Genomic DNA, 21332 nt, shown 5'->3' on the forward strand with positions numbered 1-21332 from the left:
GTTACCTCAGTTTCAGGGTGGCGAGACCGAACAGCACCAGGATCACGGTGATGATCCAGAAGCGCACGATGACCCGCGGTTCGGGCCAGCCCTTCAATTCGAAATGGTGGTGGATCGGCGCCATGCGGAAGACGCGCTTGCCGGTCAGCTTGAAGGAGGCGACCTGGATGACCACGGAGAGGGTCTCCATGACGAAGACGCCACCCATGATGAACAGCACCACTTCCTGACGGACGATCACGGCGATGGTGCCGAGGGCAGCGCCCAGTGCCAGGGCACCGACGTCACCCATGAAGACCATGGCCGGATAGGTGTTGAACCAGAGAAAGCCCAGGCCCGCCCCGATCAGGGCGCCGCAGAAGACGATCAACTCGCCGGAGCCCTCCACATAGGGAATCAGCAGGTAGTCGGCGAATTTCACGTTCCCCGACAGGTAGCAGAAGATACCCAGGGCGCCGCCGACCATCACGGTGGGCATGATCGCCAGGCCATCGAGACCGTCGGTGAGGTTGACCGCGTTGCTGGAGCCGACGATGACGAAGTAGGTCAGCACAACGAAGAAAATCCCCAGCGGGATTTCGATGTTCTTCAGCAGGGGCAGGATCAGCGTGGTTTCGATGGGCGCCTTGGCCGTGACATAGAGGAAGATCGCCGCCCCCAGGCCGAACACCGATTGCCAGAAGTACTTCCAGCGACTGGGCAGACCCCGGGAGTTCTTTTCGATCACCTTGCGATAGTCATCGACCCAGCCAATGGCGCCGAACAGGAAGGTCACGGCCAGCACGGTCCAGACATAACGGTTGTGCAGGTCGGCCCACAGCAGGGTGCTGATGCCGATGGTGGTCAGGATCAGGGCGCCGCCCATGGTGGGGGTGCCGGATTTGGACAGGTGCGACTGGGGGCCATCGTTGCGTACGGCCTGGCCGATTTGACGGATCTGCAGGGTGCGGATCATCCAGGGGCCGAGCCACAACGACAGCATCAGGGCGGTCAGGACGCCCAGAATGCCGCGCAGGCTGAGGTATTGGAAGACAGCGAAGCCCTTGTAGAATTGTTGCAGGAACTCCGCCAACAGCAGCAGCATCAGTGTTTCTCCTCGGTGTTGATAGCGCAGAGCGCGGCGACGACCTTGTCCATCGCGGCGCTGCGGGATCCCTTGATCAGCAGGGTGGTTCCGGCCCGGTCCTCGTCCGCCAGGGCCTCGATCAATTGTTCGCGATCGGCGAAATGCCGGGCCTCGACGCCATAGGCGCGGGCCGCATGGGCCATCGAAGGACCGACGCTATAGAAGGCGTCCACCTTGCCGCGGGCATGCTCGCCCACCTCGCGATGGCCCTGTTCGGTCCATTCGCCCAACTCGGCGATATCGCCCAGGACCACCACGCGACGACCCGGCAAGGCCGCCAGCAAGTCGATCCCGGCTTTCACCGAAGCGGGGTTGGCGTTGTAGCTGTCGTCGATGACCTGTGCGCCGCGCTGGCTGGTGCGGGTTAGGGTGCGCCCCTGGACCGGTGCCGCAGCGGCAAGGCCACGGGCAACGATGGTCAGGTCCAGGCCGAGGCTGAGCGCTGCAGCGGCAGCGGCCAGCGCATTGCCGACGTTGTGGGCACCCAGCATCTGCAAGGTGATGCGCACATCGTCTTGCGCAGTGTGCAGGATGAAGCTCGGACGACCCTGGCTATCCAGGCTCACCTCGGTGGCGCGGACGTCGGCGCGGGCATCCAGGCCGAAGGAAAGGATCTTGCGACCGGCCGCGCGGCGCTGCCAGGTTTCGAACGCCGCGTCGTCACGGTTGAGCACCACGGTGCCCGTCTCGCCCACGCCTTCGATGATCTCGCCCTTGGCTTCGACGATGCGGTCGACACCGCCGAATTCGCCCACATGGGCCTGGCCGGCGTTGGTAATGATAACGACATCCGGGCGTGTCAGGCTCACGGTATAGGCAATGTCCCCCACATGGGAGGCGCCCAATTCAATGACGCCAAAGGCGTGCTCGGCAGCGAGTTGCAGCAAGGTCAGGGGCGCGCCCAGATCGTTGTTCAGATTGCCCTGGGTAGCCAGGGTGGCACCTTGCTGACGCAGGATGGCGGCGAGCAGTTCCTTGACCGTGGTCTTGCCACTGGAGCCCGTCACGGCGGCAACCTGACCCTGGAACAGGTCGCGATTGAAGGCACCCAGGCGACCCAGCGCCAAGCGGGTATCGGCCACCACCAACTGGGGCAGATGGACCTCGGGCACGGCCCGCTCCACCAGGGCTGCCGCAGCGCCCTGGGCGGCCACGTCGGCCAGATAGGCATGACCATCGAAGCGTGGCCCGGCCAGGGCGACGAACAGCTGCCCGGCCACGGCCTTGCGGCTGTCGGTGCCAACGCCGTCGAACAGGGCATCGGCGCCCAGCAGGTTGCCGGTCAGGGCCTCGGCCACTTCGGTAAGGGTGAAGGATCTAAGCATGCTGTCGCTCCCAGGCGGTCAGGGCCCGCTCGGCCTGGTCGAGATCGGAAAAGGGATGCCGGACCCCAGCGATTTCCTGGTAGGGCTCATGGCCCTTGCCGGCCAGCAGGACGATGTCGTGCGGATTCGCCTCGGCGATCGCCTGGGCGATGGCCGCCTCGCGACGCCCGGCGAAGCGCACCTGATGGGGCTGCTGGAAGCCCGCACGGATATCAGCGACGATGGCGGTGGGATCTTCAGTACGTGGATTATCGTCGGTCACTACCACCTGATCGGCCAGCCGCTCAGCCAGCGCGGCCATTTCCGGTCGCTTGCCACGATCGCGATCGCCGCCGCAGCCGAACACGCAGATCAGTCGGCCGGAGCTACTGACATGGAGCCGCAGCGCGGTGAGCACCTTGTCCAAGGCATCGGGAGTGTGGGCGTAGTCTACCACCACCAACGGCCGCCCGGCGCCACCCAGGCGCTGCATGCGCCCGGCAGGCCCCTGCAGCTGCGGCAGGATGGCGAGGATATCGGCCAGTGGATGACCCAGGCCCAGCAAGCCACCGATGGCGGCCAGCAGGTTGCTCAGGTTGAAGCGCCCGATCAACTGACTGCGCAATTCGCCCGTGCCCTGGGCGGTGACCAAACGTGCCCGTACACCGTGATCGTCGAATCGTGGATCCTGGCAATAGAGGCTGGCAGCCGGATCACTCAGGCTGTAGGTCAGGGTCGTGGCCGAGCTGGCGCGACTCGCCAGCTCGCGCCCGAAGGCGTCGTCCAGATTGAGTACGCGGGTGCCAAGCGCCGGCCAGGCGAACAACTGGGCCTTGGCTTCGCCATAGGCTTCCATGGTGCCGTGGAAATCGAGATGGTCGCGGGTCAGATTGGTGAAGACCGCGACCTTGAAGGCCAGGGCGGCCACGCGCCCTTGAGCCAGGCCATGGGACGAGACTTCCATGGCTACGGTGGAGGCGCCCCCCTCGGCGAGCTCGGCCAGGGTCGCCTGCAACTTGAGGGCATCCGGGGTGGTGTGGCGGCCTTCAGCGAGAGCGCCATAGAAGCCGTTGCCCAGGGTACCGACGATACCGCAGCGCTGACCGAGCAGGTCACAGGCCTGGGCGATCAACTGGCTGACACTGGTCTTGCCATTGGTGCCGGTCACGCCAACCAGGGCCAGGCGCTGACTGGGTTCACCATGGAAGCGACCGGCGATGGCGGACAGCTGCTCGGCAAGGCCCTCGATGGCTATCATCGGGATATCCAGGGCCGGGAGCGCCGGAGCGTCTTTCGCCTCATAGGCGATGGCGGCAGCCCCCTGCTCGCCGGCGGCCGCGACATGAGCGCGGCCATCGCTATGGGCACCGGGAATGGCCAGGAACAGAACGCCTGGGCGGACCTCACGGCTATCCAGGGCCAACCCGGCGATCTCGACGGCGGGACAGCTGACGGCCAGCAACTCGGGCAGTAGGCGGCTCATCGGTCACGCTCCCCTACCAGCAGGGGCTTGGCCGCAGCCTGGGCCTGCTGTACCGGCAGCGGCTGGAGGTTGTCCGGCTGGATGTTCATCAGGCGCAGGGCACCGGACATCACGCGACTGAATACCGGAGCCGAGACCACGCCACCGTAGTAGCCACCCTTGCTCGGGCGATCGATCACCACCACTGCTGCCAGGCGCGGATTGCTGGTGGGGCCGAAACCGGCGAACAGCGAGCGATAGGAATTCTCGGCATAGCCGCGGGTACCGGTGCTGGTCTTGCGCGCGGTACCGCTCTTGCCGGCGACGTGATAGCCAGGCACCTGGGCACGGAAGGCCCCACCGGGCGCTTCCACGACCTGTTGCAGCATGCCCTGCAGGGTCTTGGCGACGCGCGCGTCCACCGCCTGATCGCTGTCCGGCGTCTTGTCCAGACGCACCATGGACAGGGGCACCGAGCGACCGTCGTTGGCCAGCACCGAATAGGCATGGGCCAGCTGTACGGCGGTCACCGCCAGGCCGTAACCGTAGGACAGGGTCGCCGTCTCGGCTGGACGCCAGGTGCGATGGTTGGGCAGGTTGCCGACCCGCTCGCCGGGGAAGCCCAGACCGGTGTCCTGGCCCAGCCCTACGGCGCGCATGGCGTTGTAGATATTCTCGCCGCCGACGTCGAAGGCGATCTTGCTCATGCCGACGTTGCTGGACTTGATGAGGATGCCGGTCAGGTCCAGGGCGCCATCGCTGTGGGAGACGTCCTTGATGGTGTAGCGACCGATCTGCAGCGAGCCGGGATAGACGTTGACCTTGTCACTAGGCTTCCAGCGACCGCTGGCCAGCGCCGCGGTCATGGAGATCGGCTTCATCACCGAGCCGGGTTCCATGACGTCGATCATCGCCCGGTTGCGCATGGCAGCCGGTTCGAGCGTGCGTCTGTTGTTGGGGTTGTAGGTGGGCATGTTGACCATGGCCAGGACCTCACCGGTCTTGACGTCGACGATGGTCAGGCTGCCCGCCTCGGCTTCGAACTGGGTCAAGGCATTGCGCAGCTCGCGGGCGGCGAGATACTGCAGGCGCAGGTCGATGGACAACGCCAGGGTGTTGCCCGGCTTCGCGTTCTTGGCCACCTGCACGTCCCGGATCAGGCGACCACGGCGATCCTTGACCACCTGCCGACGGCCCGGCACGCCCGACAGCCATTCGTTGAAGGCCAGCTCGATGCCTTCGCGTCCGTGATCGTCGATGTCGGTGAAGCCGACCACGTGGGCTGCCACCTCGCCAGCCGGATAGAAACGGCGAAATTCCTCGATGTCGTAGACCCCGGGAATCTTGTGCGCCTTGACCTGCGTCATCACCGCCTCGCCCTGCTCGGGCGTAAGGCCTCGGGCCAGGTAGAGGAATTCCTTGCTGGCGTTCTGCTCGATGCGCTTGGCCAGATCCGCACGGGGCTGGCCAACGGCGTCGGCCAGGATCGCCCAGCGATCTTCAGCGCCGAGCAACTCCTTGGGATTGATCCACAAGGTGGTGACCGGCGTGCTGACCGCCAGAGGTTCACCATTGCGATCGGTGATCAGGCCGCGATGCGCTGGAATGGGAATGGTGCGGACGCTGCGTGCGTCGCCCTGCCCCTTGAGGAAGGCCCGGTCGATCACGTGCAGATCGACGATGCGCCAGATGATGGTGCCGACCATGACCAGCAACAGCCCGATAATGAGGCTGAAGCGCCAGGGCAGGCGCGCGACCAGGCCTTTCACGGATTGACCATCCGGATTTCGGTCGGGTCGGGAATACGCATCTGCAGTTGGCCGCTGGCCAGGGCCTCGACCCGGCTGTGGGCGGTCCAGGTGCTCTGCTCCAGCAGCAGCCGACCGTACTCGGCCTGGGCCTTGTCGCGGATGGCCATCTCGCCATAGAGGGTGTTGAGCAGCTGGCGATTCCAGTGGGCACTGTAGGCCACGGCCACCGCCGAGAGCAGCACGCCCACGAAAAGCACCAGCATGACGCTGCTGCCCAGCGGCAGCTTCTTCACGAAGAGGCGGCTCATTTCAGTTTCTCGGCGACGCGCATCACGGCGCTGCGGGCCCGGGGGTTCGCCGCCAGCTCGCCTTCGCCGGCATAGACCGGCTTGCCGAGCAGGCGCAGCGAGGGTTCGAACACGGTTGCCCGGATGGGCAGGTCGCGCGGCAACTGGTCGGCCTCGCCCTTGGCCAGCCGGCGCATGAACTGTTTGACGATACGGTCTTCGAGGGAGTGGAAGCTGATCACCACCAGCCGGCCGCCTACGGCCAGTTGCTCGTAGGCCGCCTGCAGCCCCTGCTCCAGGTCGCTCAGTTCGCGATTGATGTAGATGCGCAGCCCCTGGAAGGCACGGGTGGCGGGGTGCTTGCCCTTTTCCCAGGCCGGATTGGCCTCGGTGAGCACCTTGGCCAGATCGCCGGTGCGCTCGAAGGGTTGGACTTCGCGACGCTGCACCACGGCGCGCGCCATGCGTTTGGCGAAGCGCTCTTCGCCGAATTCCTTGAACACCTGGGCGATGTCGGCCTCGGAGGCGCTGGCGATCCAGGCTGCGGCGCTCTGGCCCCGACTCGGGTCCATGCGCATGTCCAGCGGACCGTCCTGCATGAAGCTGAAGCCGCGCTCGGGATCGTCGAGCTGTGGCGAGGACACGCCCAGATCCAGCAGCACACCATCGACCTGGCCGGACCAGCCACGACTGACGAGTTCATCGCCCAGTTCGGCGAAGCTGCGCTGGACGATCTCGAAGCGCGAATCCTCGACAGCCAGGGCCTGGCCAGCAGCGATCGCCTGCGGGTCCTTGTCGAACCCCAGCAGCCGCCCTTCCTCACCCAACAGGCGCAGCACGGCCCGGCTGTGTCCGCCGCGGCCAAAGGTGCCGTCCAGATAACGACCGGCAGGCTGGATCGCCAATGCCTGTACGGCCTCGTCCAGGAGAACGGAGACGTGGTGGAAGACTGGGTTCATGGTCACAGGATCAAATCGCGCATTTCATCCGGCATACCGCCGGGTTCCTTAATTGCCTGCAGATCCGCGTCGCACACGGCACTCCAGGCATCCTCATCCCATAACTGGAACTTGTTCAGCTGCCCAACCAGCATCACGCGCCGGTCGAGCTTGGCGTATTCACGCAGGCGCGGCGGTACCAGGAAGCGGCCACTGCCGTCGAGTTCCAGATCCACCGCATTGCCGATCAGCAAGCGCTGTAGGCGACGAGTCTCCTCCCGTAGCGAGGGCAACTGCCGCAGCTTGCTTTCGATGATTTCCCATTCAGGTAGCGGATAGACGCAAAGGCAGGGGGCGACAGCATCGATCGTCACGATGAGCTGGCCGGCACAACGCTCCAGCAGCTCGTCACGATACCGACTCGGCATCGCGGCGCGCCCCTTGGCGTCGAGACTGATGGCGTTCGCTCCCCGGAACAATTTCGCGTCCTCTAATAGGCTGTCCTTGCCATTAAATCCCACTTCGCCCCACTTCGTACCACCGGCCGCCACTATATTGAGGAGGGCCACTTTCAGTCAAGGTAAGCGAGGGGGTTCCCAGGCCGTGTGGGACGCGGATTTCAAGCAAATTGCACCTGGTCACGACCAGGACGGACGACATTGATTTCCGACAAACGGAAATCAAGTCAATTGATTGGCTCAATTGATTAAAGTGATTTGTGAAGAAGGGGGTCACAGACCCAGGCGCGGCGGCCCGAGAGGGAGGGGGTGCGAGAGCCGACCTGTAAGCCGGGTTCTGTCGAGGACAGTCATTCCTCTGGGACAACCATCGCTGATTGCCTCTAGCGACCTACCCGAATCCAGCGCGGGCCACGCCTATGGATTCCTATTTGGTCTTGCTCCAGGTGGGGTTTACCTAGCCACGAACTGTTGCCAGCCGTGCGGTGCGCTCTTACCGCACCTTTTCACCCTTACCGGCGCTTGCGCGCTTAGGCGGTTATTTTCTGTGGCACTTTCCGTAGGCTCACGCCTCCCAGGCGTTACCTGGCACCTCGCCCTATGGAGCCCGGACTTTCCTCCCTCGCAACCCTTGCGGGTCACGACAGCGACTGCCCGGTCGGCTCTCGCGGCGCAAGGGTATAGAGACTGGTGCCGGATAACAAGGAAAGATGCCCACAAAATCCCGCTTACTCGGCCTTGCGTTCCAGCGCCAGCTGATAGAGCAGGTTCTTGCGCGCACCGGTGATCTGCGCTGCCAGGGCGGCAGCGCGCTTGACCGGTAGCTCGGCCAACAACAGATCCAGGATGCGCAGGGTCTCGGCATCGACTTCGGCGTCTTCCGGCGCCGTCCAGCCAGCCACCAGCAGCACGCACTCGCCACGCTGTTGATCCAGATCCGCGCGGATCCAGGCCTGCAGCTCCCCGGCGGGCAGGCCGCGCAAGGTCTCGAACGTCTTGGTCAGTTCGCGTCCGAGCACGACGTGGCGATCAGGTCCGAAGATGGTCACCAGGTCGGCCACGCAATCGTCGAGGCGATGGGGCGCCTCGTAGAAGATGAGCGTGCGCGGGTCCTCGCGCAACGCCGCCAGCCGCCCCTGACGACCCACCGCCTTGGCTGGCAGGAAGCCTTCGAAGCTGAAGCGATCCGAGGGCAGACCGGCCGCCGAGAGCGCGGCGATCAGGGCGCAGGCACCAGGAATCGGTGAGACCCTAATCCCCTGGGCGCGCGCCGCCCGCACCAGGTGAAAGCCCGGGTCGGAGATCAGCGGCGTGCCCGCATCGGAAATCAGGGCGACGTCCTCCCCCGCCAGCAGCCGGGTGATGAAGCGCCCCCCCGCATCCCTTTCATTGTGATCGTGGCAGGCCGCAAGAGGCGTCTCGATGCCGAAATGGCGCAGCAGGCGCGCCGAATGACGGGTGTCTTCGGCGGCGATCAAGGCCACATCGCGCAGGACCTTGAGGGCGCGGGCGGTGATGTCGTCCAGGTTGCCGATGGGCGTGGCAACCACATAAAGAGTACCCGGCGAAATCATGATGAAACCTGACAGACTGGAAATAGCCCAACAGTGTACGCCGCTCTCGCCCTCGGCGTTCGCAGCGCCTGGGTGCTGTGAGACAATCGCCCCCTTTCCAGACAATTGCTCAGGAACCACCGCATGAAGTTCCGCCTGCGTCCGCTGCTCTGCGCCACCGCCTTCGCCCTGCTCGCCGCCTGTAGCAGCACGCCCACCACGAGCAGTCTCGGGGCGCTGCCTGAGCCCAGCCAGGCCAGCATCGAACAACTGCTGAACCAGGCTGGCGCCAGCCAGTCCGAGCAGGCGAACCTGTTGCGCCTGACCGCGGCCGACAAGGCCTATGCCCAGCAGAACACCCGCGAAGCGCGCCAGATTCTGGGCTCCATCAATCTGGAAGGGCTCAAGCCGGCGCAGCAGATGTTCGCCCAGACCCTGCTGGCCCAACTTGACCTGCTCGACAAGCAGCCGGCCCAGGCTCTCAAGCGCTTCGACCACCCGAGCTTCGCGCAACTGGGCGAGCTGCCGGCGCAGCAGCAGATCCGCAGCGGCCTCACCAAAGCCGATGCCCAGACTGCCAATGGCCAGCCGCTCGCCGCCGCCCAGGAACGCATTTTCATTGGCCCGCTGCTCGACGGCGACGCAGCCCATGACAACCGCGAGCAGATCTGGCAGCTGGTGACCAGCCTGCCGGATGCGCAAATGCGCCAGAGCGTGAAGGATGCCGACCTCAATGGCTGGTTGGCCCTGGCTGCCATTACCCGCAGCAACCTGGCGCTGGATCAGCAGCTCGCCGCCATCGAGGAATGGCAGAAACAGCATCCGAGCCATCCCGCCGCGCGACAGCTGCCTGACGACCTGGAGCGCCTGAAAACCCTGGCGCGCGAGCCGCTCAATCGTGTCGCCCTGCTGCTGCCCCTGCAGGGCCAACTCGCAGGTGTCTCTCGTGCGCTGCAGGACGGCTTCATGGCCGCCCGCTACGAAGCCTTGGCCGCCGGCCAGGCCGCGCCGGCCGTGACCGTCTATGACAGCACCCAGATGGGCTCGCTAGACGCCTTCTACCGCCAGGCCCAGGCTGCCGGCATCCAGCTGGTGGTCGGTCCGCTGGAAAAGAATCTGGTCAAGCAGCTGAGCGACCGGCCGCAACTGCCGCTCAACACCCTGGCACTGAATTATGGTGACAGTCAGGGCGCCCAGCCGCCGCAACTCTTCCAGTTCGGCCTGGCCGCCGAGGACGAGGCTCGCGAAGCCGCGCGCCGTGCCTGGGCCGATGGCAAGCGCAGTGCCAGCGCCATGGTGCCCCAGGGTGACTGGGGTGCCCGCGTGCTGGCCGCCTTCCAGAACGAGTGGCAGCAACTCGGGGGTCGCCTGGTCGCCGCCGAACGTATCGGCCAGCCCGTGGAAATCGCCAATCGCATCACCAGTCTCCTGCAGATGCGCCAGGGCATGGATTTCATCTTCCTCGCCTCGACGCCGGCCCAGGCTCGCCAGATCAAGCCGATCCTGGTCTACCAGAACGCCCGCGATCTGCCGGTGTATGCCACCTCCAATCTCAACAGCGGGGTCAACGAGCCCGGCGTCAACCAGGACCTGAACGGCATCCTGTTCTGCGAAACCCCCTGGCTGCTCGATCCGAGCAACCCGCTGCGCGCCAAGATCACTGCCCAGTGGCCCCAGGCCGGCAGCAGCATTGGTCGCCTCTATGCCATGGGCGCCGACGCCTACCTGCTGGCCCTGCATCTGCAGCAGCTCAAGGCGCTGCCCAACTCCGAATTGCCCGGCCTGTCCGGCAACCTGAGCGTGGCGGCTGATCAGCGCGTGGTGCGCCACCTGCCCTGGGCGGAATTCCGCAACGGCGTGGCCCAGCCGCTGCCGGCCAACAATGCGCCGCTGCCGGCCACCAGCGTGCCGCCGTCGCTCAGCACGCCGTGAAGCAGGCCCCGCACCTCCAGCGCGGTCAACAAGGCGAAGACCGCGCCCTGCAGTTCCTGCAGACGCGCGGATTGCGCCTGATCGCCCGCAACTGGCGCTGGCGCGGTGGTGAGCTCGATCTGGTCATGCTTGACGGCGATACAGTAGTATTCGTCGAGGTACGCGCCCGTCGGCACACCGCCTGGGGCGGCGCCGCGGAAAGCATAGATGCCCGCAAGCGGCAGCGACTGGTCAACAGCGCTGCCCTCTTTCTGCAATCCGAAGCGCGCTGGGCCAAGCGGCCCTGCCGTTTCGACGTGATCGCGATCGGCCCCGGGGCCGACGCATCCCCTCAGGCACTCGAATGGATCACCCAAGCCTTCGAGGCCTGAGGCCCTCCACTGCACAGGTCAAAGATATCGCGATGGACACCCACGCCCGCATCCAGAAACTCTTCCGGGACAGCATCGAAACCAAGCGTCAGGCCATGGAAGTCCTGATTCCTCATATCGATCTGGCCAGCCAAGTCATGGTTGCGGCCCTGCTCAACGAAGGCAAGATCCTCACCTGTGGCAACGGCGGGTCCGCCGGCGATGCCCAGCATTTCTCCTCGGAACTGCTGAATCGCTTCGAGCGCGAGCGCCCCAGCCTGCCGGCCCTGGCCCTGACCACCGACAGCTCGACGCTGACGTCCATCGCCAACGACTACAGCTACAACGAGGTGTTCTCCAAGCAGATCCGCGCCCTGGGTCAGCCTGGCGACATCCTTCTGGCCATCTCCACCAGCGGCAACTCGGCCAACGTGATCCAGGCGATCCAGGCCGCCCACGACCGCGAGATGACCGTGGTCGCCCTCACCGGCCGCGACGGCGGTGGCATGGCCTCCCTGCTGCTGCCCGAGGACGTCGAGATCCGTGTGCCCGCCAAGGTCACCGCCCGCATCCAGGAAGTGCACCTGCTGGTGATCCACTGCCTATGCGACCAGATCGATCAGCAACTGTTTGGAAGCGAAGAATGAAAAAAGCTCCTCTGCTCGCCATCCTGGCGCTGTCCTTTGCCGTGGTCGGCTGCAGCAACGTGGTCACTGCCAGCCGCGACAAGCCCATCGACGACAACCGCGGCACCCGCACCCTGGGCAGCACCGTGGATGACGCCCTGATCGAGACCAAGGCCGCGGTCAACATCTCCAAGGCCAACTCCGATCTGGCCAGTTCGCACATCGTGGTGGTGAGCTACAACGGCGTGGTGCTGATCGCTGGCCAGACGCCGCGGGCCGACCTCAAGGCCCAGGCCGAACAGGCCGTACGCAGCGTGCAGCGGGTCAAGACGGTCCATAACGAGCTTCAGGTGACGGGCAACTCCTCGCTGCTGGCACGCAGTAACGACTCCTGGCTGACCACCCGCATCAAGGCCCAGATGTTCGCCGACGAGGACATCCCAGGCTCGCGCATCAAGGTGGTCACGGAAAACGGCATCGTCTATCTGCTGGGCCTGGTGACCCAGCAGGAAGCCAATCACGCCGTACAGCTGATCCAGAGCGTTTCGGGTGTCCAGCGCATCGTGAAGCTGTTCGAGTACATCAACTGATCGTATTCGCCGCCCAACAAAAAGCCCCGCCAATGCGGGGCTTTTTGTTGGGCGGTGGCTGGCGTCAGGCGGCCTGCCACTCACGCTCGGCTTCGTCGCGGGTCTTGCTCAGGCGTACCTGGCTGCCTTCCACGGACTGGACCCAGCTCAACGGAATGTAGTGATGCTTGCCATCGGCATCCTGATCGCGCTTGGTCAGCTTGATGCGATCGGCGCCTTCCATATGATCGACGGTGCCCACGTGCTGGCCGTCCGAACCGACAACTTCCGCATGCTCTTTGATCTGGGTTGCATCTACCATGGTGGTTCTCCGGCAGGTTAAGAAAAAGGAGGCCGCTCTATCAGCGCCTGCAGGATAGGAGGCATGAAGCGCCGTCTGGGTTCGCCCTCTGCCGACGAAAGGCCATCATCATGGTCACAGCCCCATGACCATCAAGAGGATTCGCCAATGAGCGATGAGCCAAGCAAGCTGACCCGCTCCAAGGAGCGCTGGGCACAGGAGGGGCGCTTCCTGACCGGGCAGAGCGCACGCCCGGAAAGCGAACGCCTGCCCCCCGGCCAGCATCGCGTCAGCAACTGGCCGGTTCTGGATCTGGGTGTACGGCCGGAGGTCAGCCACGAACGCTGGCAACTGGCGGTCACCGGGGCGGTCCGCAGGACGCTGCGCTGGAACTGGGATACCTTCGCGGCCCGAGCGACCACCCAGGCGGTCAGCGACATGCATTGCGTCACCACCTGGTCGCGTTACGACAATCGCTGGATCGGCCTACCGGTCAGCGAGCTGCTGGAAGAAGTGCAGCCACGGGAAGACGCCACCCATGTGCTGTTGCACAGCTACGACGGCTACATCACCAATCTGCCCCTGGCCGACTTCGCCGCGCCCGGCGCCATGCTGGTACACAGCTGGGAGGGCCAGCCCCTGACGGCCGAGCACGGCGGCCCGGTGCGGGCATTGATCCCGCACCTCTATCTGTGGAAAAGCGCCAAATGGCTCAGACGCATCGATTTCCGCGTGGGCGATACGCCTGGCTTCTGGGAAATGCGCGGCTACCATGACCGTGGCGACCCCTGGCAGGAGCAGCGCTACTCGGACGACAGCTGATGGCACCAGAGCCGCTGACCAGGTTCCTAGGGTGCCGCCGGGGCCAGTTGCAGCTCTACGGGCTCGCCGGGATTGAGGCTGCGGATCCGGAACTCGTCACGCTTGAGACTGAGGATTTCCGTGGGATAGGTGATGCCTTCCTCGATGAGGTTCAGGCCCTTCTCGGTCCGCGTCCAGCGCCCCAGGGAGGGCTGGCTGCTCGGTGAGGCCATCACCAGGGTGCCATCGCTGAGGAAGACGTACAGCATGCCCGGTTCGATGCTGTTGCTGGTCTTGATCTGCCAGACCTTGTTGACGAAGCTTTCCTGGGTGCTGCCTGTCTTGTCGCCACCGCCCTGGACATAGCCGATCAAGCCGGCCACCACGCACAGCGCTCCTATCACCAGCACCACTGCGCGCCAGTAACGACGCGCCTTGTCTTGCAAACTCATGTCACTCCTTGGGTGTTCTTGAGACTGGCCAGGTAGGTGCCCAGCGGTGGGCGCTCCTGGAAGTAGCCATGCAGACCAGCAAAGATCGAATCGGCCAGCTGCTTCTGGTGACGGCTGTCGAGCAGCCGCCGGCAGTCGCGGTCATTGGAAATGAAGCCCGTCTCGACCAGGATCGAGGGGATGTCCGGTGATTTGAGCACGGCGAAGCCAGCCTGCTCCACCCGTTTCTGGTGCAGATTGGTGATGCTCGACAATTGCCCCAGCACCTTCTGGCCCAGGTCCAGACTCGACGAGATGGTGGCATTCATCGACATGTCCAGCAGCACCCCCGCGAGCATGGGGTCACGGCCCTTGAGGATCTCGTTGGCGCCGATCAGGTCGACGTTGTTCTCGCTATCGGCCAGGAAGCGCGCCGTGGTCGAGGTCGCGCCACGCTCGGACAGGGCATAGACCGAGGCGCCATAGGCGGTACGCCGCGGTGCGGCATCGGCATGCACCGATACGAACATGTCGGCGTTGTAGCTGCGCGCCACCTCGACACGCTTGCGCAGCGGCACGAAGAAGTCGTCGTTGCGCACTAGCTTGGCCTTGAAGCCCTTCTGCAGATTGATCCGGCGCGCGAGATTCTGCGCCACGATCAGGGCGATGTCCTTTTCCCGATCACCGCGCGCACTCAGGGCGCCAGGGTCCTTGCCACCGTGTCCGGCATCGACCACGACCATGATGTCGCGCCCCGAAGCCAGGCCCCTGCCCCGCTTGACCTCCAGCGGCGGCTCAGCATCGACCGGCTTGCGGGCAGCCACGACCGGTGCCCCGGCACGCTTGAGATCGAGCACCAGGCGATTGGCCGCGCCCTCGCCGGGGCCGAGGACGAAGCTTTCCATCTCCACCGGATGGGCCAGCTCCAGCACCACCCGAGTGTCCTGGGGACCATATTGAGCACTGCGGACGGCCCGCACGGGCGAACCTTTCAGCGCCAGGTGGTTGAGTACCGCAGGCGCCTGGGTGTCGGCGAGATCGAGAATGATGCGATCCGGCGCGACCAGGGTGAAGGTCTTGTAATGCACCGGCCCGGTGAGATCGAAGACCAGGCGGAGCTTGTCGGCGTCCTGCCAGGCCCGGGCACCCTTGAGTTGCTGACGGGCGGCAAATGCCGGCAACCCGACAGGCAAGGTCATGCCAGCCAGGATCAGATTGAGCAGACGACGGCGATTCATGGAGTCCTCGCGAGAAACGAGAAACGGCTGGGAAGTTACAACATAACGCTAAAGATCGCCTGCCACCTGACGCCTGTCAACTGCCGTTTAGACAAAATATTCCTTAGAAAACCGTGGCATAGCGTTCGTTTGCAGAATCAGCTTTAGATACAGTCACTTGCCGTCGCCAAAGGGGCTGGCGTCAGAAAGGCAAAGCGCAAGAAGTGCGACGGAGAGCGAATTTATCGGCGCCGTCATCGTCGAAGTGTCAGGCACTTCCGCCTTTGAAGGGATCACACCATGAACAAGAAGATTGCAGTCGCGGCCGCCCTGCTGGCCGGCACCGTCCTGGCGGGCTGCTCCTCGGTAAAGAACACGGCCGACTACACCGTGGGTCGCGTCGAATTTCGCGAGCAGCCCCTGGTGAAACAGATTGAAAAGGGTATGCCCAAGGCTGACGTCCTGCGTATCGGTGGCACCCCGTCGAGCACCTACACCCGCAAGTATCGTCCGGGTACCTGCAACAACTATGTCCTCAACAAGGACGGCAAGGAGCAGGTCTATTCGATCGGCTTCGACAGCATGAACCGTGTTGACAGCAAGGACTTCGAGACCTGCGAAAGCGCCGACCGCGCCTGAGTGAGGGAGCTGACCGGCCAACCAGGCCGGGTGTCCTGAAGGGCGCTGGCGGCGTCTGATGGACAGGATGGGCGAGTGGCAGCACCATTGGCCCTCGCCATCCCCGACCGTTGCGCCGACGTCATGCACTGCGGATCGACGCATGCTCGGCCAGCGCCGCCACGCTCTACCCATCGTTCCAAGGAATTCAGGCATGTCCAGACGTCACCTCATACTCACAGCTGCGGTGCTTTCCCTGACTGGCTGCGGTGGCTATGACTACAGCTGCGATGCGGCCAAGACCGCCGAAATGGTTCGTCAGCAATACGCCCAGACCATCAACGAAATCTACGCGGACGACATCACCGCCGGGCAGCCCGCGCTGGAAGCCGGTCAGGTCTCGCTGGTCGACATCAAGACCCAGGAAGAGCCATCGGACAGTGGCGACGCAGGCTTCTACACCTGCAACGCGACCGTAGAAGCCACCTGGCCCAAGGCCGCCCTGGAGCGCCTGGCACCTGCTGCCGCCCAGTTGGCCAGCGTCGGTGCCATCCTCGAAAACGGTCATCTGCGCCACGCGCTCAGCTATGAGTCTTCCCTGGAAGGCAGCGAGAAGCAGCGCGTCGACATCACCCTGCCCGAGGCCGTGGAGTTGAGCCTGAAGACCCTGGCGGGCCAGGAGCCCATGGACGAATACCTGGAAGACGCCCCCGACGGCGAACAGGAAGCGCCCTGAGCCACCGGCGCCCGCGCTGCTGTGCAGCCCTGGCGCCCGCGTGTATGATCGACTTTCCCCTCGCCAGCATCCTCCGGCGGGTTCGTGAGCCCTGGTGCCCCTGTGGTGATCCCGCACGGCGTCGCCGCCCTCCGGCCCGGCATTCGTCACTCCGCGTTTGCACCGTGCCCCGCCTGCGCTCACGATGATCAGAACCGTGACCTAAAGCCGCCTCGGAGAGACGCTTCATGCCTGACTATCGTTCGAAAACCTCTACCCAAGGCCGCAACATGGCTGGCGCCCGGGCGCTCTGGCGCGCCACCGGGATGAAGGATGAAGACTTCAAGAAGCCGATCATCGCCATCGCCAACTCCTTTACCCAGTTCGTACCCGGCCACGTGCACCTCAAGGACCTCGGCCAGCTGGTCGCTCGCGAGATCGAAAGGGCCGGCGGCGTGGCGAAGGAATTCAACACCATCGCCGTGGACGACGGCATCGCCATGGGCCACGACGGCATGCTCTATTCGCTGCCGAGCCGCGAGATCATCGCCGACGCCGTGGAATACATGGTCAACGCCCATTGCGCCGATGCGCTGGTGTGCATCTCCAACTGCGACAAGATCACCCCCGGCATGCTGATGGCCGCCTTGCGCCTGAACATCCCGGTGGTGTTCGTCTCCGGCGGCCCCATGGAAGCCGGCAAGACCAAGCTGGCCAGCCACGGCCTGGACCTGGTGGATGCCATGGTCATCGCCGCCGACAGCTCGGCCAGCGACGAGAAGGTCGCCGAATACGAACGTAGCGCCTGCCCCACCTGTGGCAGCTGCTCGGGCATGTTCACTGCGAACTCCATGAACTGCCTGACCGAGGCCCTGGGCCTGGCCCTGCCGGGCAACGGCTCGACCCTGGCCACCCACGCCGATCGCAAGGAGCTGTTCCTCCAGGCTGGCCGCACCATCGTCGAGCTGTGCCGCCGCTACTATCAGGAGAACGACGAGTCCGCCCTGCCGCGCAACATCGCCTCCTATGCGGCCTTCGAGAATGCCATGACCCTGGATATCGCCATGGGCGGCTCGACCAACACCATCCTGCACCTGCTGGCCGCTGCCCAGGAAGCCGAGGTGGACTTCGACCTGCGCAACATCGATGCCCTGTCGCGCAAGGTGCCGCAGCTGTGCAAGGTGGCGCCGAACATCCAGAAGTACCACATGGAAGACGTGCACCGTGCCGGTGGCATCTTCAGCATCCTGGGTGAACTGGCCCGTGGCGGCCTGCTTCACACCGACTTGCCCACCGTACACAGTCGCACGCTGGGCGAAGCCATCGAGAAGTGGGACATCACCCTGACCCAGGACGAGGCGGTGAAGACCTTTTTCCTTGCCGGTCCGGCGGGTATCCCGACCCAGGAAGCCTTCAGTCAGGCCACCCGCTGGGACAGCCTGGACGATGACCGCGCCGAAGGCTGCATCCGCAGCGTCGAGCACGCCTACTCCCAGGAAGGCGGTCTGGCCGTGCTCTACGGCAACATCGCCCTGGATGGCTGTGTGGTGAAGACCGCCGGCGTGGACGAATCCATCCATGTGTTCGAAGGTAACGCCAAGGTGTTCGAGAGCCAGGACGCGGCGGTACGCGGCATCCTGGCCGACGAGGTCAAGGCGGGCGACATCGTCATCATCCGCTACGAGGGTCCCAAGGGCGGTCCGGGCATGCAGGAGATGCTCTACCCCACCAGCTACCTGAAGTCCAAAGGGCTGGGCAAGCAGTGCGCCCTGCTCACCGATGGCCGCTTCTCCGGTGGCACCTCGGGCCTGTCCATCGGCCATGCCTCGCCGGAAGCGGCTGCGGGCGGCGCCATCGGCCTGGTGCGCGACGGCGACAAGGTACTCATCGACATCCCCCAGCGCAGCATCAACCTGCTGGTGAGTGACGAAGAGCTCTCTCATCGCCGCATCGAGCAGGACAAGCAGGGCTGGAAACCGGTCCACCCCCGTACCCGCCGCGTCACCACGGCGCTCAAGGCCTATGCGCTGCTGGCCACCAGCGCCGACAAGGGCGGCGTGCGCGACAAGGCACTGCTGAGCTGACCGCTGTACCCGGGCGACGGCGCCTGCCGTCGCCCTTCCCTACTGATCCGCTCCTGTCTCTTCCTCTCCAGCCCCCGCCCTAGCTCCGCCTTCTTGCTGAACCTCCTGACCTTGCCGCAGCCATCTGCCACGACGCCCATTCCAGAGGGATTCACCGTTGCTTGGCTTGCTAATTTTGTAGAAGCGCAACCTGTGATTCAGCTCACACCTCTCGATTCGCGAGCCGCTAGGCCGTTGAGTGATCAAAGGCTACCCTCCGTCTGCCGCTGAATTGATTCAGCGATAAGTTTGTAGTCAGGTTGAGCCCCAATGGTCACACCTATGCTGATCTTCCGCTGGAGCACGGCGGGTCAGGTGTAGGCCAGGCACGCGTCACACAACAACAATAAACAGGGAACATAAATGAATAAGAAAAAGGCTATGCCCTTGGCCAGGGTTTCGGTCGCCTCCTTGATGAGCACCCTTCTGCTGATTCCTTCGGCACACGCCCTGGAAACCATCGGGTACTTCCGTACCGGGCTCGGCGATTCCTCCGGTTCCGACTCCATGCGCTGCTTCAAGCTGCAGGGCGCGCAGTCCAAGTACCGCCTGGGCAACGAGTGCGAACAGTACGGCGAACTGGCACTCAAGCAGGACGTCCTGACCCTCAACGACGGCTCGGCAGTCGGCGTATACGGCATGGGCAGCTTCTTCAACCGCTACGACCGCACCCCGACCTTCAACGGGGACAATGGCGAGATCCGTGCCGTCCAGGCCTATGCCTACTGGAACAACATCGCTGCGCTGAACGGCGGTAATCTCTGGGCCGGCCGCCGTTACTACAAGCGGAACGACATCCACATCTCCGACTTCTTCTACTGGAACCAGAGCGCCACCGGCGGCGGTATCGAGGACGTCAACATCGGCGGTCTCAAGTACAGCCTGGCCTTCTCGCGCAAGGACAACCAGAACCAGAAGGACTTCCAGAACCGCCTCGACTTCAACGTCGCCGGCTTCAACACCAATCCGAATGGCTCGCTGGAAATCGGCGTCAGCTATCTGGACAAGCCCACCAATCAGCCCAATGCCAACAGCGGTGTAGCGGTCACGCTGCAACACAAGCAGGCCAACTTCATGGGTTGGGGTGGTGTGAACACCTTTGCCGTGCAGCGCGGCCAGGGCCCGGGCACCGCCCTGGGCAGCACCGGCGATCCGACCCTGAGCAGCGCCGACGTCTCCTATCGCGTCGTCGACTTCTTCGACTGGCAGATCAGCCGCTACTGGGGTGGCCAGATCGCCGCGGTCTACCAGAAGGACGAACGTCCCAACGGCAATGACCTGCGCTGGACCTCGCTGGGTGGCCGCCTGGTGTACGGCATCACCGACCAGTTCAAGTTCTCCACCGAACTGGGCCATGATCAGGTGCAGGCTCCCGGCGGCACCCGCAAGCTGACCAAGCTGACCCTGGCGCCCACCTGGTCGCCCAAGGGCCCGGAATTCAAGACCCGTCCGGAGTTCCGCCTGTTCTATACCTATGCGGCCTGGAACCGGGCAGCGCAGCAGGCAGCCGATGATTTCGACGCCGGCTCCGCGCTGTCGAGCACCGGTACCTTCGGCAACGACCTGCACGGCTCCAACATCGGCTTCCAGATCGAGCAGTGGTGGTAGCCATCCTCCGCCGCGACCGGCGTGCTGCCGGTCGCGTTCTCGTCCGCGAACCTGAGCGCACAACAATGAAAAGAACCGTCTCCCTTTCCGCCTTCACCGGCTGCCTGCTGGCCGCCGCCCTGGCCAGCGCCACCGCCCAGGCGGCCCCCGTGTCCGCCTGCCTCATCACCAAGACCGATACCAACCCCTTCTTCGTGAAGATGAAGGAAGGTGCCAGCGCCAAGGCCAAAGAGCTGGGCATGACGCTCAAGGCCTATGCCGGCAAGATCGATGGCGACAGCGAAAGCCAGGTGGCGGCCATCGAGACCTGCATCGCCGATGGCGCCAAGGGCATTCTCATCACCGCCTCGGATACCAAGGGTATCGTCCCCAATCTGCAAAAGGCCCGCGAGGCCGGTCTGCTGGTGATCGCCCTGGATACCCCCCTGGACCCGGTGGGCGCCGCCGACATGACCTTCGCCACCGACAACCTGCTGGCCGGCAAGCTGATCGGCCAGTGGGCTCGGGAGACCCTGGGCGACAAGGCCAAGGACGCCCGGGTGGCCTTTCTCGACCTGAACGCCTCCCAGCCCTCGGTGGACGTCCTGCGCGACCAGGGCTTCATGCTCGGCTTCGGCATAGATCCCAAGGATCAGAACCGCATCGGCGACGAGACCGACTCGCGCGTCGTCGGCCACGACGTGACCAACGGCAACGAGGAAGGTGGGCGAGCAGCGATGGAAAATCTGCTGCAGAAGGACCCGACCATCAACGTGGTGCACACCATCAACGAACCGGCTGCGGCCGGTGCCTACGAGGCGCTCAAAGCCGTGGGTCGCGAGAAGGACGTGTTGATCGTCTCCATCGACGGCGGCTGCCCGGGCGTGCACAACGTGGCGGACGGCGTCATCGGCGCCACCTCTCAGCAATACCCGCTGCAGATGGCCGCGCTGGGCATCGAGGCGATCAAGACCTTTGCCGACACGGGCAAGAAGCCTACCGCCACCGAAGGCAAGAGCTTTGTCGACACCGGCGTGAAGCTGGTGACGGACAAGCCGGTACCCGGCATACAGTCCATCGACAGCAAGACCGCCCTGCAGAAATGCTGGGGCTGATGCCAGTCGTCTAGCCTGAGCAGACCGGTCGCCCCGCCTGAGCGTTTTCGCCTCGGCGCGGGCGACCG

General features: G+C 64.6%; 21 protein-coding genes and 1 other RNA gene. 10 read left to right on the forward strand and 12 right to left on the reverse strand.

Annotated features, from left to right (window positions below; translation table 11 throughout):
• Position 1 precedes the first annotated feature (1 nt).
• The 9 genes from mraY to rsmI all read right to left on the reverse strand — a co-directional run bounded on the left by mraY (position 2) and on the right by rsmI (position 8900).
• Positions 2-1084 carry a phospho-N-acetylmuramoyl-pentapeptide-transferase gene (mraY, locus tag ACUCV0_RS18070; RefSeq protein WP_059315971.1) on the reverse strand — a complete coding sequence of 361 codons (1083 nt, stop codon included), beginning with the start codon at positions 1082-1084 and terminating at the stop codon, positions 2-4.
• Positions 1084-2451: a UDP-N-acetylmuramoyl-tripeptide--D-alanyl-D-alanine ligase gene (locus tag ACUCV0_RS18075; protein WP_482213308.1), complete on the reverse strand. Its 1368-nt coding sequence runs from the start codon at positions 2449-2451 to the stop codon at positions 1084-1086. Before ACUCV0_RS18075 ends, mraY begins: the two co-directional genes overlap by 1 nt.
• Complete coding sequence (locus ACUCV0_RS18080; protein ID WP_482213309.1) at positions 2444-3913, reverse strand: UDP-N-acetylmuramoyl-L-alanyl-D-glutamate--2,6-diaminopimelate ligase; 1470 nt, start codon at positions 3911-3913, stop codon at positions 2444-2446. The genes ACUCV0_RS18075 and ACUCV0_RS18080 overlap by 8 nt, the downstream gene beginning before the upstream one ends.
• On the reverse strand, positions 3910-5598 hold the full coding sequence (locus tag ACUCV0_RS18085) for a peptidoglycan D,D-transpeptidase FtsI family protein (protein ID WP_482213384.1): 1689 nt from the start codon (positions 5596-5598) through the stop codon (positions 3910-3912). The genes ACUCV0_RS18080 and ACUCV0_RS18085 overlap by 4 nt, the downstream gene beginning before the upstream one ends.
• Before the next feature lie 59 nt (positions 5599-5657).
• Complete coding sequence (gene ftsL, locus ACUCV0_RS18090) at positions 5658-5951, reverse strand: cell division protein FtsL (protein ID WP_059315975.1); 294 nt, start codon at positions 5949-5951, stop codon at positions 5658-5660.
• On the reverse strand, positions 5948-6889 hold the full coding sequence (gene rsmH, locus ACUCV0_RS18095) for a 16S rRNA (cytosine(1402)-N(4))-methyltransferase RsmH (RefSeq protein WP_271655783.1): 942 nt from the start codon (positions 6887-6889) through the stop codon (positions 5948-5950). The genes ftsL and rsmH overlap by 4 nt, the downstream gene beginning before the upstream one ends.
• A gap of 2 nt (positions 6890-6891) precedes the next feature.
• A complete protein-coding gene (mraZ, locus tag ACUCV0_RS18100; protein WP_482213385.1) occupies positions 6892-7347 on the reverse strand; it encodes a division/cell wall cluster transcriptional repressor MraZ in 456 nt (151 codons plus the stop codon).
• A gap of 289 nt (positions 7348-7636) precedes the next feature.
• Positions 7637-7992, reverse strand: an RNA gene (rnpB, locus tag ACUCV0_RS18105) — RNase P RNA component class A.
• 62 nt (positions 7993-8054) lie between these two features.
• Positions 8055-8900 carry a 16S rRNA (cytidine(1402)-2'-O)-methyltransferase gene (gene rsmI / locus ACUCV0_RS18110; RefSeq protein WP_059315978.1) on the reverse strand — a complete coding sequence of 282 codons (846 nt, stop codon included), beginning with the start codon at positions 8898-8900 and terminating at the stop codon, positions 8055-8057.
• A gap of 123 nt (positions 8901-9023) precedes the next feature.
• Here rsmI and ACUCV0_RS18115 point away from each other — a divergent pair, with 123 nt between their 5' ends.
• From ACUCV0_RS18115 to ACUCV0_RS18130, 4 genes are read left to right on the forward strand one after another with little or no spacing between them, the layout of a single operon-like run.
• The gene (locus ACUCV0_RS18115; RefSeq protein ID WP_482213310.1) at positions 9024-10811 is read left to right on the forward strand and encodes a penicillin-binding protein activator; all 1788 of its coding nucleotides are present in this window, start codon (positions 9024-9026) and stop codon (positions 10809-10811) included.
• A complete protein-coding gene (locus tag ACUCV0_RS18120; RefSeq protein WP_059315980.1) occupies positions 10808-11182 on the forward strand; it encodes a YraN family protein in 375 nt (124 codons plus the stop codon). The genes ACUCV0_RS18115 and ACUCV0_RS18120 overlap by 4 nt, the downstream gene beginning before the upstream one ends.
• 32 nt (positions 11183-11214) lie before the next feature.
• Positions 11215-11808, forward strand: coding sequence for a phosphoheptose isomerase (locus ACUCV0_RS18125; protein ID WP_059315981.1), 594 nt, complete (start codon positions 11215-11217; stop codon positions 11806-11808).
• Complete coding sequence (locus ACUCV0_RS18130; protein ID WP_059315982.1) at positions 11805-12377, forward strand: BON domain-containing protein; 573 nt, start codon at positions 11805-11807, stop codon at positions 12375-12377. The genes ACUCV0_RS18125 and ACUCV0_RS18130 overlap by 4 nt, the downstream gene beginning before the upstream one ends.
• Before the next feature lie 64 nt (positions 12378-12441).
• On the opposite strand, the gene ACUCV0_RS18135 is transcribed toward ACUCV0_RS18130, so the two are convergent.
• Entirely contained in the window at positions 12442-12678 is a 237-nt protein-coding gene (locus ACUCV0_RS18135) for a DUF2171 domain-containing protein (protein ID WP_059315983.1), read from the reverse strand.
• 147 nt (positions 12679-12825) lie between these two features.
• On the opposite strand from ACUCV0_RS18135, the gene ACUCV0_RS18140 reads away from it, so the two are divergent.
• Positions 12826-13479 carry a sulfite oxidase-like oxidoreductase gene (locus ACUCV0_RS18140; protein WP_059315984.1) on the forward strand — a complete coding sequence of 218 codons (654 nt, stop codon included), beginning with the start codon at positions 12826-12828 and terminating at the stop codon, positions 13477-13479.
• Positions 13480-13505: 26 nt separating this feature from the next.
• Here ACUCV0_RS18140 and ACUCV0_RS18145 read toward each other — a convergent pair whose 3' ends face one another.
• Both ACUCV0_RS18145 and ACUCV0_RS18150 read right to left on the reverse strand, forming a co-directional pair.
• Entirely contained in the window at positions 13506-13910 is a 405-nt protein-coding gene (locus ACUCV0_RS18145) for a hypothetical protein (protein ID WP_271655785.1), read from the reverse strand.
• The gene (locus ACUCV0_RS18150; RefSeq protein ID WP_313649631.1) at positions 13907-15127 is read right to left on the reverse strand and encodes an N-acetylmuramoyl-L-alanine amidase; all 1221 of its coding nucleotides are present in this window, start codon (positions 15125-15127) and stop codon (positions 13907-13909) included. The genes ACUCV0_RS18145 and ACUCV0_RS18150 overlap by 4 nt, the downstream gene beginning before the upstream one ends.
• A 279-nt stretch (positions 15128-15406) precedes the next feature.
• On the opposite strand from ACUCV0_RS18150, the gene osmE reads away from it, so the two are divergent.
• The 5 genes from osmE (at position 15407) to ACUCV0_RS18175 (ending at position 21264) form a co-directional block, all read left to right on the forward strand.
• Positions 15407-15745: an osmotically-inducible lipoprotein OsmE gene (gene osmE, locus ACUCV0_RS18155; protein WP_059315987.1), complete on the forward strand. Its 339-nt coding sequence runs from the start codon at positions 15407-15409 to the stop codon at positions 15743-15745.
• Positions 15746-15938: 193 nt separating this feature from the next.
• Complete coding sequence (locus tag ACUCV0_RS18160; protein ID WP_271655787.1) at positions 15939-16460, forward strand: hypothetical protein; 522 nt, start codon at positions 15939-15941, stop codon at positions 16458-16460.
• Between the two features lie 227 nt (positions 16461-16687).
• The gene (gene ilvD, locus ACUCV0_RS18165; RefSeq protein WP_482213311.1) at positions 16688-18523 is read left to right on the forward strand and encodes a dihydroxy-acid dehydratase; all 1836 of its coding nucleotides are present in this window, start codon (positions 16688-16690) and stop codon (positions 18521-18523) included.
• Positions 18524-18943: 420 nt separating this feature from the next.
• Positions 18944-20170: a maltoporin gene (locus tag ACUCV0_RS18170; protein WP_059315990.1), complete on the forward strand. Its 1227-nt coding sequence runs from the start codon at positions 18944-18946 to the stop codon at positions 20168-20170.
• A gap of 65 nt (positions 20171-20235) precedes the next feature.
• Positions 20236-21264 carry a substrate-binding domain-containing protein gene (locus ACUCV0_RS18175; RefSeq protein ID WP_482213312.1) on the forward strand — a complete coding sequence of 343 codons (1029 nt, stop codon included), beginning with the start codon at positions 20236-20238 and terminating at the stop codon, positions 21262-21264.
• Positions 21265-21332 lie beyond the last annotated feature (68 nt).

The organism is Pseudomonas sp. VMV1, from assembly GCF_056790235.1.

Bases quoted from the DNA above. Each gene is read 5' to 3' on its own strand.
- ACUCV0_RS18125 (WP_059315981.1), top strand. From the start codon at position 11,215: ATGGACACCCACGCCCGCATCCAGAAACTCTTCCGGGACAGCATCGAA.
- ACUCV0_RS18170 (WP_059315990.1), top strand. From the start codon at position 18,944: ATGCCCTTGGCCAGGGTTTCGGTCGCCTCCTTGATGAGCACCCTTCTG.
- ACUCV0_RS18145 (WP_271655785.1), bottom strand. From the start codon at position 13,910: ATGAGTTTGCAAGACAAGGCGCGTCGTTACTGGCGCGCAGTGGTGCTG.
- rsmI (WP_059315978.1), bottom strand. From the start codon at position 8,900: ATGATTTCGCCGGGTACTCTTTATGTGGTTGCCACGCCCATCGGCAAC.
- mraY (WP_059315971.1), bottom strand. From the start codon at position 1,084: ATGCTGCTGCTGTTGGCGGAGTTCCTGCAACAATTCTACAAGGGCTTC.
- ACUCV0_RS18175 (WP_482213312.1), top strand. From the start codon at position 20,236: ATGAAAAGAACCGTCTCCCTTTCCGCCTTCACCGGCTGCCTGCTGGCC.
- ACUCV0_RS18075 (WP_482213308.1), bottom strand. From the start codon at position 2,451: ATGCTTAGATCCTTCACCCTTACCGAAGTGGCCGAGGCCCTGACCGGC.
- ACUCV0_RS18160 (WP_271655787.1), top strand. From the start codon at position 15,939: ATGTCCAGACGTCACCTCATACTCACAGCTGCGGTGCTTTCCCTGACT.
- ACUCV0_RS18135 (WP_059315983.1), bottom strand. From the start codon at position 12,678: ATGGTAGATGCAACCCAGATCAAAGAGCATGCGGAAGTTGTCGGTTCG.
- ftsL (WP_059315975.1), bottom strand. From the start codon at position 5,951: ATGAGCCGCCTCTTCGTGAAGAAGCTGCCGCTGGGCAGCAGCGTCATG.
- ACUCV0_RS18080 (WP_482213309.1), bottom strand. From the start codon at position 3,913: ATGAGCCGCCTACTGCCCGAGTTGCTGGCCGTCAGCTGTCCCGCCGTC.
- ACUCV0_RS18140 (WP_059315984.1), top strand. From the start codon at position 12,826: ATGAGCGATGAGCCAAGCAAGCTGACCCGCTCCAAGGAGCGCTGGGCA.
- osmE (WP_059315987.1), top strand. From the start codon at position 15,407: ATGAACAAGAAGATTGCAGTCGCGGCCGCCCTGCTGGCCGGCACCGTC.
- rsmH (WP_271655783.1), bottom strand. From the start codon at position 6,889: ATGAACCCAGTCTTCCACCACGTCTCCGTTCTCCTGGACGAGGCCGTA.
- ACUCV0_RS18085 (WP_482213384.1), bottom strand. From the start codon at position 5,598: ATGGTCGGCACCATCATCTGGCGCATCGTCGATCTGCACGTGATCGAC.
- ACUCV0_RS18115 (WP_482213310.1), top strand. From the start codon at position 9,024: ATGAAGTTCCGCCTGCGTCCGCTGCTCTGCGCCACCGCCTTCGCCCTG.
- ilvD (WP_482213311.1), top strand. From the start codon at position 16,688: ATGCCTGACTATCGTTCGAAAACCTCTACCCAAGGCCGCAACATGGCT.
- ACUCV0_RS18130 (WP_059315982.1), top strand. From the start codon at position 11,805: ATGAAAAAAGCTCCTCTGCTCGCCATCCTGGCGCTGTCCTTTGCCGTG.
- ACUCV0_RS18150 (WP_313649631.1), bottom strand. From the start codon at position 15,127: ATGAATCGCCGTCGTCTGCTCAATCTGATCCTGGCTGGCATGACCTTG.